10 protein-coding genes are annotated in these 12,359 nt (G+C 45.2%); 5 read left to right on the top strand and 5 right to left on the bottom strand.

The features are described from left to right. Positions 1 to 269: 269 nt before the first annotated feature. A complete protein-coding gene (locus tag AC27HD_RS03750) occupies positions 270 to 1,103 on the bottom strand; it encodes a class I SAM-dependent methyltransferase (protein ID WP_487103866.1) in 834 nt (277 codons plus the stop codon). 333 nt (positions 1,104 to 1,436) lie between these two features. Here AC27HD_RS03750 and pheS point away from each other — a divergent pair, with 333 nt between their 5' ends. The 4 genes from pheS (at position 1,437) to AC27HD_RS03730 (ending at position 5,815) form a co-directional block, all read left to right on the top strand. After that, a complete protein-coding gene (gene pheS / locus AC27HD_RS03745; RefSeq protein ID WP_032095097.1) occupies positions 1,437 to 2,417 on the top strand; it encodes a phenylalanine--tRNA ligase subunit alpha in 981 nt (326 codons plus the stop codon). A 14-nt stretch (positions 2,418 to 2,431) separates the two neighbouring features. After that, positions 2,432 to 4,819, top strand: coding sequence for a phenylalanine--tRNA ligase subunit beta (gene pheT, locus AC27HD_RS03740; protein ID WP_487103864.1), 2,388 nt, complete (start codon positions 2,432 to 2,434; stop codon positions 4,817 to 4,819). Positions 4,820 to 4,822: 3 nt separating this feature from the next. Further along, a complete protein-coding gene (gene ihfA / locus AC27HD_RS03735; protein ID WP_032095099.1) occupies positions 4,823 to 5,122 on the top strand; it encodes an integration host factor subunit alpha in 300 nt (99 codons plus the stop codon). A 129-nt stretch (positions 5,123 to 5,251) separates the two neighbouring features. Then, positions 5,252 to 5,815 (top strand): hypothetical protein, encoded by a 564-nt coding sequence (locus AC27HD_RS03730; RefSeq protein WP_487103862.1) that lies wholly within the window; start codon positions 5,252 to 5,254, stop codon positions 5,813 to 5,815. 170 nt (positions 5,816 to 5,985) lie between these two features. Here the strand turns inward: AC27HD_RS03730 and ybaK are convergent, their stop codons facing one another. Continuing rightward, positions 5,986 to 6,480: a Cys-tRNA(Pro) deacylase gene (gene ybaK / locus AC27HD_RS03725; RefSeq protein WP_487103860.1), complete on the bottom strand. Its 495-nt coding sequence runs from the start codon at positions 6,478 to 6,480 to the stop codon at positions 5,986 to 5,988. Further along, entirely contained in the window at positions 6,477 to 8,885 is a 2,409-nt protein-coding gene (locus tag AC27HD_RS03720; protein ID WP_487103858.1) for a penicillin acylase family protein, read from the bottom strand. The genes ybaK and AC27HD_RS03720 overlap by 4 nt, the downstream gene beginning before the upstream one ends. 123 nt (positions 8,886 to 9,008) lie before the next feature. On the opposite strand from AC27HD_RS03720, the gene nagZ reads away from it, so the two are divergent. Next, the gene (gene nagZ, locus AC27HD_RS03715; protein ID WP_487103908.1) at positions 9,009 to 10,019 is read left to right on the top strand and encodes a beta-N-acetylhexosaminidase; all 1,011 of its coding nucleotides are present in this window, start codon (positions 9,009 to 9,011) and stop codon (positions 10,017 to 10,019) included. Between the two features lie 135 nt (positions 10,020 to 10,154). Here the strand turns inward: nagZ and AC27HD_RS03710 are convergent, their stop codons facing one another. Together AC27HD_RS03710 and AC27HD_RS03705 are read right to left on the bottom strand one after the other, a co-directional pair. Beyond that, on the bottom strand, positions 10,155 to 10,670 hold the full coding sequence (locus AC27HD_RS03710) for a cob(I)yrinic acid a,c-diamide adenosyltransferase (RefSeq protein ID WP_487103856.1): 516 nt from the start codon (positions 10,668 to 10,670) through the stop codon (positions 10,155 to 10,157). A 12-nt stretch (positions 10,671 to 10,682) separates the two neighbouring features. Further along, positions 10,683 to 12,359 carry a CsiV family protein gene (locus AC27HD_RS03705; RefSeq protein ID WP_487103854.1) on the bottom strand — a complete coding sequence of 559 codons (1,677 nt, stop codon included), beginning with the start codon at positions 12,357 to 12,359 and terminating at the stop codon, positions 10,683 to 10,685.

Below are 12,359 nucleotides of genomic sequence, written 5' to 3'. Positions count from 1 at the left end.
GCCAAGAGCGGCTCTAGATTGAGTAAACAAAGCGGTTTGCACTTTTTTGGTGATAATCTGCTCTGATTTAACCTATAAATTTATGTGCGCAAATTTCTTAAAATTTTTAGTAACCCTTTATCAACTAAAGACAAGACAGATAAAGAAAAGCCTAGCTTTAGACTAAGCTTTCGCACTTTTCACCGTAACTAAATAGAATAAAAAGCGTTAGCGAGAACCGGGCAAAGCTAGTTTTGCAAATACCCAAATATGAATTTAGTAACTTCAGTCTACTTAATAAGTACACAAGTAACAGAAGGCAAAAATAGCTGAGCAACCTTACGAAGTTTATACGAGTCACTTTTTTCAAATATTGCTTCAACAAAAGAAAAGTAGAAACGGGGCATTCGAATGTGAATGTTTTTTGCGCTCCAATAGTAATTCACTTTCCTAAAACCTATTTTTTCAACGTCTTTCAAATCTTTAAAAGTCCACTCTTTTAAGTGAAAACACTCTGGCATATTTGAAAAGTACTGAGATACATCGTGAGGGCCGCAGTAAGCATGGGGTGTTCTAAATGCGTACGCACCACCTTTTTTCAAGGTTTGTTTAACTATTGCAAAGTGATGTTCAACATCTTCATCATGTAAGTGTTCAATAAGTTGATCGCTAAAAACGAAATCTATACTTTCGTCGGTTATTTGCGATAGGTCATATCCGTCATAAACCACAACAGAAGTATTTTGTGGAAAAGCTTCGTTTTTATCCCTCTGGTCTGAAATATCTACACCTATTGCTTGCTTACAGTATTTTGCTGCCTCTTTAAGAAGTCTACCATCACCACATGCGAACTCGACGAATAATTGTTCGCGCTTTAGAAAGCGTTTGATAAACGCCATTCTATGGCCAACTTTTTTTAGGCTTTCTGACTTGTCATTTCTTTTTGTAAGGCGAGGGTGATCAGGTACTTTACTAAATAGCTCGTCATACATAGAACTATAAATATCTTTTCGTGATGTTCTATCAGCCTTTTTTAACTGCGTGGCCAGCTTTTTCTCAACTTTGTAGTGATTTGATACTTGCTCGAACGAACGATTTGATGGAAGAGGTTTCCTTAACTGCATATTACTATCCCTGTAAATATTTATTTAATATGTTTATTTTTATTTGTGCTTTCATGATTTACGAGTATGAACAAATGTTCAAGCTGTTTGTGCGAATCCTTAATCGTTCGACGGAAAAATATACAAAACACTCATTTGTTCAACAACGTATTGCGCGTTACAGCATGTAAAATTTCCAACTTTCAAACGAATTCTGCCAATATCAGCTATATAGGGTAGCGGTAATGTCTGTCACTCGTGTAAACTATCGTTTTTATTTCAAGCAAGCCTTTGCCCGTAGATTTATTCTACTTATGCGAGGGCCATGCAGTCATCATGCACATTGAGGAAACCATGGAGCTTGACGCGATTATCAATCAGGCGCAGAGCCAGATTGACGCTGCCGAAGATGCAGCCACATTAGACCAAGTTAGGGTCGAATTTATGGGTAAGAAAGGTAAACTTACCGACTTACTTAAAGGCTTAGGAAAGTTATCTAACGAAGAACGTCCTGCCGCTGGCCAAAAAATTAACCAAGCGAAACAGGTTATTCAGCAGGCTATTTCTGCCAAAGGCGAACATTTACGCACTGAAGAGCTCAATAAAAAGCTTTCGGAAGAAGCAGTAGACGTTACGCTACCAGGTCGTACTGAAAAGCCAGGTAATTTGCACCCGGTTAGCCGCACTATTGCGCGCATAGAGTCGTTTTTTGGTGAGTTAGGCTTTTCGGTAAAAACAGGCCCTGAAATTGAAGATGGTTTCCACAACTTCGATGCGTTAAATATTCCGGCTAATCACCCGGCGCGTGCTGACCACGATACGTTTTACTTTAACCCAGACATGATGCTTCGTACGCAAACTTCTGGCGTTCAAATTCGTACTATGGAAGCAGAAAAGCCGCCGCTACGTATTATCTCACCAGGGCGCGTTTATCGTAACGATTACGACCAAACTCACACGCCAATGTTCCACCAAGTAGAAGGCTTGATGGTTGATAAAAACGTGAGCTTTACCGAGCTTAAAGGCATTTTGCACGATTTCTTACATCACTTCTTTGAAGAGTCTTTAGAAGTGCGTTTCCGTCCGTCTTATTTCCCGTTTACAGAGCCTTCAGCTGAAGTAGACGTAATGGGTAAAAACGGTCAGTGGCTAGAAGTGCTTGGCTGCGGCATGGTGCACCCTAATGTACTCAAGTCGGTTGGAATAGACCCAGAAGAATACACTGGTTTTGCCTTTGGTATGGGCGTAGAGCGTTTAACTATGCTGCGTTATGGCGTTAACGACTTACGCGCGTTCTTTGAAAACGATCTTCGTTTCCTCAAGCAGTTCAATTAAGGCAGAGAGTACACATGAAATTCAGTGAAAAATGGTTAAGAGAGTGGGTTAACCCGTCGCTGTCGGCACATGAGCTGTCTGAACAGTTGAGCATGGCTGGCCTAGAAGTAGACGGCGTAGAGCCTGTTGCAGGCGAGTTCACCGGCGTACTAGTGGGTGAAGTGGTAGAGTGCGGTCAGCACCCTAATGCCGACAAGCTTCGCGTTACCAAAATTAACGTAGGTGGCGATGAGCTGCTAGATATCGTTTGTGGCGCACCTAACTGCCGCCAAGGCATAAAAGTAGCGGTAGCCTGTGTTGGCGCGGTACTGCCAGGCAACTTTAAAATTAAAAAAGCCAAGCTTCGCGGCGAGCCGTCATTCGGTATGCTGTGCAGTTTTTCTGAGCTAGGCATAAGTGACGATCACGACGGAATTATCGAACTTCCTGAAGATGCGCCAATAGGTACAGATATTCGTGAATACCTTGGGTTAGACGATAACGCTATTGAAGTAGATTTAACGCCTAACCGCGCCGACTGCTTAGGTATTCGTGGTATTGCCCGTGAAGTAGGCGTGCTTAACAACCTAGACGTCTGCGAACCGGTAGTTGAAGACGTTGCACCGTCTATTGATGACAAGCTTGCTATTACTCTTAGCGCAGACGATGCATGCCCACGTTATTTAGGCCGCGTTGTTAAAGGCGTCGATGTATCTGCAGCTTCACCACTGTGGCTGGTTGAAAAGCTTCGTCGCTGCGGTATAAGAAGTATCGACCCCATTGTTGATGTTACAAACTTTGTGTTGCTTGAGCTTGGTCAACCTATGCACGCATTCAACCTTGCTAGTATTGAAGGCAATGTGAATGTTCGCATGGCAAAAGAGGGCGAAAAGCTTACTCTGCTTGATGAAACAGAAGCAACACTTAAAGAAAACACGCTGGTAATTGCCGACGATAACAATGCGTTAGCCATGGCCGGTATTTTCGGTGGCTTGCATTCAGGTGTTACCACTGAAACTAAAGACATTTTGCTTGAAAGCGCGTTTTTCAGTCGTGATGTGATTATGGGCCGTGCTCGTCAGTACGGTTTGCACACCGATGCATCACATCGTTACGAGCGTGGCGTGGATCCACAGCTACAGCGCAAAGCAATGGAACGCGCTACCGCGCTTGTTCTTGAAATTTGTGGTGGTGAAGCGGGCCCAGTTGTTGAAGCGGTTTCAGAAGATAAACTGCCGAAACAAGCTACGGTTACACTTCGTCGCGACCGCTTAACTCGCGTGCTCGGTATTAGTATTGATGACGCAAAGGTAAGCGAGATGCTTTCTCGTTTAGGCTTAGACGTTACCGCTACCATTGAGGGTTGGAAAGCGGTTGCACCTAGCTATCGTTTTGATATTTCAATTGAAGAAGATTTAATTGAAGAAATTGCCCGCGTTTACGGCTACAACAACATTCCTAATGTTGCGCCTGCCGCAACGCTTGCCATGTTGCCTTCCCAAGAAGCGCAGCTGCCGTTAGGTACAATGAAGTCGTTGTTATTAAGCAGAGGCTATAACGAAGCTATTACGTATTCGTTTGTCGACCCGAAAATACAAAACGCATTGTTCCCTGATGTAAAAGGCATGGTGTTACCGCACCCAATATCATCTGATATGTCGGTAATGCGCGTAAGTTTATGGCCAGGTTTGTTAGGCGCTTCGGCGTACAATCAGAAGCGTCAGCAACAGCGAATTCGACTGTTTGAAACCGGATTACGCTTTATACCTCAACAAGATGCGCCAAATGGTGTATTGCAACAGCAGGTAATTGGTGGTGTAGTAGCAGGGCGTCGTAACGAAGAGCACTGGGACTTAGGCGATAGCCCAGTAGATTTCTTTGATGCAAAAGCAGATGTGGAAGCGTTATTGGCACTTACCGGTAAGCACGGTGAGTTTCAATTTGTTACTGGCGAACACAGTGCGTTGCATCCTGGTATGACTGCAAAAATTTTGCTTAACGATGAAGAAGTTGGCTATATTGGTGCTGTTCACCCACAATTTACAAAATTGTTGGGCGTAAACGGTCGTGTATTTGTGTTTGAACTAGCGGTAGACGCTATTAGTGAACGTAAATTACCGTCTGCTGCACCTGTATCGCGTTTTCCATCTAATCGTCGTGATATAGCTATTACAGTGAAAGATGAAGTGCGTGTAGGAAATGTTCTTTCTTACATAGAAAAAATTGGCGTAAATCAACTAGTTGCTCTAAACTTGTTTGATGAATACAAAGGCAAGGGAATTGAACCTGGGTACAAGAGCCTTGCATTGTCACTTCATTTACAAGATCCAGAAAAAACCTTAGAAGAAGCTGAGATTCAGCACGCTGTCGATACTGTGGTAAAAGGTTTGGAATCTGAGTTTGGGGCCGCGTTAAGAGAGTAAACTATGGCATTGACCAAAGCCGAGATGGCTGAACACCTATTCGAGAAACTAGGCATTAACAAGCGTGATGCTAAAGATCTGGTAGAGCTTTTTTTCGAAGAAATTAAAGGCGCTCTGGAATCTGGTGAGCAAGTAAAACTGTCAGGTTTTGGCAATTTCGACCTGCGTGATAAGAATGAACGTCCTGGACGTAATCCTAAAACGGGTGAAGATATTCCTATCAAAGCGCGCAGGGTGGTGACATTCCGCCCTGGTCAAAAACTTAAAAGCCGAGTTGAAAACTCAGCACCTGTCGACGAGTAATTCGCACACTGCTGCAATTATGACGTTGTAAAACATGAAAAGAGCGGGGAGCACCCTCGCTCTTTTGTGTTTCTTCTTTTTACAGTGCGCCCGCACTGACTTTCTTATGTTATTTTTTCGGAGGATAGTGTGAAAAAAGCACTTGTCGTTCTTTCTATTGTGTTCTTCGCCATAGCGGCATGGTTTGTTTTCTTATCTGTTGATGCTGATAATCGCGACCAAGAAGCGTCGAGCGTACCCGTTATTACCGTAATGGAAGTATTGCATGCAAGCGACCTGCAAGAGGGCGTTAAGCAGGCGGTAAATCAAAACAACGATGAAGAAATTCAATACTGGCTTCAGCAAGCTTCAGAGGTTGGTGAAGCGGCTAACTTAGCGGCTGACGACCTTGAGTACTTACGCTCTCGCGCAGCGAAAGACTACGTGGTTTTTAATGCTAAGCGCCAGCTTTTTAACGAAGAATTTGAAACCCACTACTATGCACTAAAGAGCATAGAAGGCCTTAAGGCTAAATACCCAGAAGCGCAGGACCTGTTCGCCCGTGCTGATGCGCTGCTTGAAAAGCGAGATGCTATTATTCAACAAATTGCCGTTACCATTGCGGGTAACGACTCACCCAGTGATGCGGTAATAAAAGAGGCGAGAGAGCAGTGGCTTCAACAGGCCAATGCAGTGCCCGATAGTACTCGTTAGTACTCATTGTAAGTACTCGGTAAAGCAGGCTTTTAAACACTAATATCGATAGCTTTTACCGAGTGCTCATATGAATAGCTCACGTCGAGCGCCCATTCGAAAAGCTTATCCCAAGCGCTCATACCGAAAGCTCATATTTATAGCTTATACTGATAGCTCATACAGGTAGCTCATACTGATATGTCGGCAAATTTTGCATTAGTTAGTGCACCGAGGTCGGTTGCACTTAGCGCGACCTCTAAGCCACGCTTACCTGCACTTACATGAATGAGTTCGAGTTGCAGGGCACTTTCGTGAATAACGGTAACAAGTCGTTTTTTTTGTCCCAAAGGGCTTACCCCACCAAGTACATAACCTGTTGATGCGATTACTGCATCGGCACTGGCCATGGTCACTTTCTTTGTGCCTAGCACTTTTGCCATTTTCTTTTCGCTGAGTTTGGTAGTAACCGGTACAACGGCTACAGCTAACTCTTTGTGTTCTTTATTTTCCTTGTTCTCCTTATTCACATAACTCACTACCAATGTTTTAAACACGCTTTCAGCAGGCAATCCTAATTTTTCAACGGCCTCTAACCCATAAGATGAAGCGTTGGGTTCGTGTTCGTACTTGAGCACGCTGTGCCTTATTCGCTTTTTGGAAAGCAGCGTAATGGCTGGCGTCATTCTTCTTCTTTCTTATAAAATGTACGTGAATAAATAATTTCGCCAGGCAAAAGAGGCGTAGCTGCTTGAGTGGCATAGTCATTAAAACCTACTGTAAAAAATTCTGACAGTGGGTGGCCAGACTGCCCGCCAGGTAAGGTGAGAATAGCATTGTCTAAATGCCCTGGGCTTACAAAGAAACGTTCTGATGCTCCAAACCCAGTAGACTGCACGGCGGGCATGTAGGTATCACCAAAACCTGCAACTGGGGCCATGTTTAACTTATCGCCTATTAACGGTATTTGTGCTGAGAAAGGGTGTTTCACTGTTAACGTGTTTACACTTCCCCAGTTAAGCATGTCCATATTCGCTTCAAGAGGAGAATATTTATCAAGAAGCTTATGCTTGGCTCGCCTGTAGGCATCTACCAACAACTCATCGAAAGTATCGGTTCCATCGGGTAGCCAGCTGTTTGGCTGGCTTTGTATGAGTTGCCACGTGGCAGGCTCAATGCCACGTAGCAGCGTGCGGCTTTGTACGCCTTGTTTATCAAGGGATGATAAAATTTCACCAAACAGCGTTTGTACTACTTCACGACGAAAATGCTTTACCAGGGTGTACCCCACGGAGTCGTCACATGCACAGGCTCCCCATGTGTTTAAATAGGTTAGATCTGGCTTAAACTCGACATTTTGCATGGTGAGTAAGCCACTGAGTAAATTATGCCAAGGAATAAGGAACTGAGCATGGTTGTCTAACTGGATGGCGTAAAAATCAGTTTCGGTGAACGTGTCTTTTTCAAATAAGCGGTCTCTTATCTGTCTGCCTCTTGCCCCAAGCGCGTATCCACCATCGCCTAGTCGAGATAAGTCTTTCGCTGCAATAACTCGAGCATTGGCGGTCCATAGTCTATTTGAAACAGGGTTTTTTACCAAAGGCAGCATGGTTGCAGGGCGAGTGGGATTGTTTCGCATTTCTTGTTCAGATATTGCGGTGTACGATGCGTTTTCTCTGTGAAGCACTGCGCCGCCTGGCATCCACGCCGTATTACCTTCGATATCAACCATCACCAAGTTTTGCGTTGGATTGGCAATTCGCTTTCCTATATCGATAGCCTCATCCACAGACTTAGCATTGCCAAAATCTACAATAGCTAAGTTGGCAGCAAATTCGTGATGGGCAACCCAATTAAGGGCATAGCGTTTTCCGTTGAGTATTTTAACGGGGCCAAATTCACTGACTTCAATCGTGTATTCGTGACTGCCTGAGGGAAGGGGAATTGTTTCTGTCACTGTCGTGGTTTCTGTATCGCTATTAAGCGCTACCCAATCTACGTTGTCTAAGTTAGCGTTAGTAAAGCCCCAGGCTATATTGCCATTGGTACCCACAACAATGCCGGGTAAACCAGGTAGCGACACACCTGTAATAGAAACGTCTTGACCTGCGTCACTGTAATTAAGTTGGGTGCGATACCAGATAACGGGTACACGAAGGCTTAGATGCATATCGTTCGCCAGCAGCCCCGCGCCTGTCGGCGTAATAGCGCCCGACACCGCATAGTTATTACTGCCTATATCGGGAAGTTCGGTGCCACTGTAGTTGTAACGAGCGCGGTTATAACGAGGGTCGGTATAACGAGCTAAGTCATTAGGCAATACGTCATTAATGATACGGTTGTTATAAGCTCGAATATCTGAATTTTCACTTTCGTCTGCGGCTTTAAACTGGCTAGGGTATTCAGGAATAGGGGCGTCGGATAAAGGCAGCTCGCTGCCATCAAGGGCGGCCTGAAAATGACTTTGCTGGGTTATAAAGTGATAAATTTCATCGCCAAAGGTGTCTTTAAGAGCGGTTCTTGCAAGATCTAACTTTACCTGCCCGTCCTGCAAATCTAGATACATGCTGTAAATAACCAAAATACTGTCGGTAGGGCGCCACTGCGTTATCTCCATACCGGCTGCAATGTATTCGAAGGGAAGAGTGGTGTATTCATTAATTGCTTCATTGACGCCATGAGCATAGCGAATAAGCAGTTCTTGTTGTTTACTGGGTAAGTTTTCGAAAACGGCCTGTGCTCGCTGTTCAAATTGATGGAAACGGGCGTTTTTATCTATGTCTAATGCTGCACTTCCTACCCAGGCTGACAAATTGCCAGAGGCTGCTCTGCGCTGTAAGTCCATTTGAAAAAAGCGATCTTGACCGTGAGCAAACCCCAATGCATAGGCAGCATCAAATAGGTTATCAGCGTTTACAACAGCATGGCCTAGCGAGTCTCTCGAAAGCTGGGTAGGCTGGGTTACGTGATAAGTGGCACTGTTTCCCTCTAATTTGGGTAAACTTAAATATAATGTGGTGTACACAGCCGCTGCGGCAATCGACAACAACAGTACAGCACCAACAACAAGCCACTTGATCCAATTTATCACGTGAATTACTCCGCTTTTTTCTCTATCCTACCCCAACAAACTCAACAATGAGAAGTGATGTTTTATGAGACTAATTAAACGCACAATTCTTGATAAAAATAAGGATGTGCTGTGGGCCCATTAATGCTCGATTGTCAGGCCGAAGAGTTGCTGCCTGAGGAAAAAGAAAAGTTGGCGCATCCAGTCGTCGGCGGGGTTATTTTATTTTCTCGTAATTACCATGATAAGCCTCAACTTGCGGCATTGATAAAAGATATTCGCCGGTATGCGAATAAGCCTTTGCTTATCGCAGTCGACCACGAAGGGGGGCGAGTACAGCGCTTTCGTGAAGGGTTTACCGCCATTCCTGCCATGGGCGATATCTTGCGCCATACGAAAAGCGAAGGCGAAAGTGCTGCTCTTGCTCACGCGTGCGGACTTGCGTTGGCAGTAGAGCTTAAAACACTTGATATCGACTTTAGCTTTGCCCCTGTATTAGATATAAACGGCGTGTCGCAGGTAATAGGTGACCGCGCTTTTGCTGATAATGCCAAAGATGTAGTGCGGTTAGCCACGTCTCTTATCGACGGGCTTAAAACGGCAAACATGCCTGCTATTGGTAAGCATTTTCCTGGTCATGGCAGCGTTGCCCCAGACTCACATGTTGCATTGCCCCTTGATGAGCGAGATTTTGACGAGATTAAACACACCGATATGGTGGTGTTTAAACGGTTAATAGAGCGGGAGTTGCTAGATGGCGTTATGCCTGCCCACGTAATTTACAATCAGGTATGTGCTGAGCCCGCCGGGTTTTCTTCCCGTTGGCTTAAGCAGATATTAAAGAAAGACCTTGGTTTTAGCGGCGCTGTTTTTTCTGATGACTTGTCTATGCACGGAGCGTCTGTTGCCGGCGGCTATGTCGAGCGGGCAGATGCGGCATTAAGTGCAGGCTGCGATATGGTGTTGGCTTGTAACAATGCTAAAGGGGCCGAGCAAATCCTAGATGGGCTAGAAGGGCGTATTGCGCAGCAGTCTCAGGAAGATAGTCAAAAGCGCGAGCGTGTGATGAAGTTACACGGGCGAGTATTGCCTGCGGGCCTGCGTGAGCAGTACGAAAGCGCAATGGCGCTTATAGAGAAGCTACTGCACGTATAGAAACTGAGCTTTACAGAGATACCGCGGTGCTTATAGCGCCGCAGCAGTTATACAGTCGCAGCAGGGGTTTTAAAGTCGCAGCAGGGGGTTTAAAGTCGCAGCAGCGGTTATAAAGCCGCTAGCGCTAAACGGAATTTAGACCGCTACTTCGTCTACACCAGCTTCGATATTTAAAAAGCGTGCAAAGGTGAATAAGAAGTCACTTAAGCGGTTCAGGTAAGCATGAACCACCTCGGGCACGTCGTAGTGCTTGGCCAAGCTTATTACCGCGCGCTCTGCACGACGGCATACTGCACGACAAACATGGGCTTGCGCCGCATCTTCACTGCCACCTGGCAATACAAACGACGTGTTCGGCGGCATTTGATTGGTTAACTCATCGATAAGGCTTTCAAGTGACTCGATGTCTGACAGCGTTAACGTTGAGCTGGCCGATATGGCAAAGCCTGCCTGAAAGAGATTGCGCTGAATGGTGTGAAGCTGTGCACGATGTTTCTTAGGCACAGAGGCGGCCAGTAAACCAATGTGGCTATTGAGTTCGTCAATGTCACCGTAACTTTGTACCACTAAATCATCTTTATCTACGCGGATAGCTTTGTCGGCGTATATTTGCGTGCTGCCTTTGTCGCCAGTACGAGTATAAATTTTCATTTAACAGCAATCCTATTTTTGGGTGTCGTTTTGTTTTTCGTTTTGTGTATCGGCCTGTAAAGGGCGCTCATAGCGACGAATTTGTACAATAAATCCATACAGCGGATGGTCAAAATAGTGCAGTTGCTTACTGATCACGCGGCGTTGCTCGGCAAGAGGTATGGATATCAGCTGATATTCTACTGTTTGCGCGCTGGTCTCTGATAAGCTATTTTCCAATACGCTGTTTTCACCTTCATCATTCACAAATGCGCCACTATTTGATGAAGCAAGCTCTGTGTTTAGGTCGCTAGCAGTGAAATACTGTGTAGGTACCTGATGTCGATAAAACATCTCACTGTCGATATGTAGGTAGGGCACTCGGTTAATGTATTTAAGAAATACCTTCATTCGGCCATCAATTTCCCAAATTGGCTCGCGGAAAGCACTACTATCGTTTGTGGCTTCGTCGCTTAAATCGCCCTCTGTTTCTAACCGCTGAAGGGTTTTAAACGAAACAGGCTCTGGTTGTGACAAACGCTGTTCTAGCGACGTGAAAAAAGCGTCGCTAACGATGGCCGTGTGTTCATCCTCATTGGTAACACCTATTGTCGCTTCTTTCGATGCTTGCATCGTGTCTGCAGTGTCGGTAACTGCAGGGCGTTTATCTTGAATTTGTTCGCCATCTTTATTAAAGCGACTTGCGTAATTAGTGCCACCGAAAAGACGCACGTTAAACGCCTTACTTTTGCCAAACTTAACCGGCTGTCGCCACGCTACATGTAGCAGGCGCTCTAACTGGCGATTAGAGCGTATTTGACGAGAGATAGAGGTTAGTTCTTGCATATCGCTAGATAGCAAGTGAGTTTTTGTTGCTAATGGCCAGTCATTGCCTTCTATAACAACGGGAAGCTGTGCTGGCGCAGGCATACTGTTATCAACGCTATGTCGCACCCACTTAATACCATTGGGTTGTTGGTTAACGCTAATCCAAGGCTCCTCGGTTTCGCAGTAGGTAAATTGAGGTGCTGAGACTGTTGGCTTTGAGTGAGTACCAAAAAAATCAGTCCAATTTGCGTCTACCCAATACGATGTAATGGTTTCTAGAGAAGGTGCTAGGGCATCGCCAGTAGGCTCACTACGCTCACTGTTTGTTTCAAAGTCATTCTCTTTAAAGTCAGTCCCTTCAACGTCGCTGCCGTTATAAGTCGTCTCTTCAAGAACAGTGCCTTCAACATCGCGGCTTTTATCATCTTCATCAAAAGCACTGCCAGTAGATTCTAAAGACTCCGGGCTTTCGATAGAAGCTGAATTATCAAGCAGGCTTGTCTGATTAAGCGCGTTAGGCGTATTTAACGCTAAAAAGTCAGTATCAAAAGCGGGTACAAGCAAACTCAGGTCGTTAGGCCAGGCAGGTAAGGGCTTCTTTTTAGGCAAGCCGTTTATATCGCAAGTGGCCAAGTTTTGCTTGATGAATCGAATGTCAGGCATGATTACCGCACTGATCACATCCGCCTCACTCTGGGGGACCGCAAAAGACTCAGCCAAATTAAACTGCTCTTCTAGCTCAGTCAGTGCCTTGTTGCGTTTAAATGCGACAACCTCTACATCGAACCACCAGTCGTCGTTGGCATTTGCTTTGGCCAACAACGATGACGCTATAAAAGCGGCCAACACAGCAGTTAATGTGCACCTGCGAAATAACGTCAT

Source organism: Alteromonas sp. 4NS20-0143 (assembly GCF_057542855.1).
This window is presented reverse-complemented; position numbering and strand designations above follow the sequence as displayed.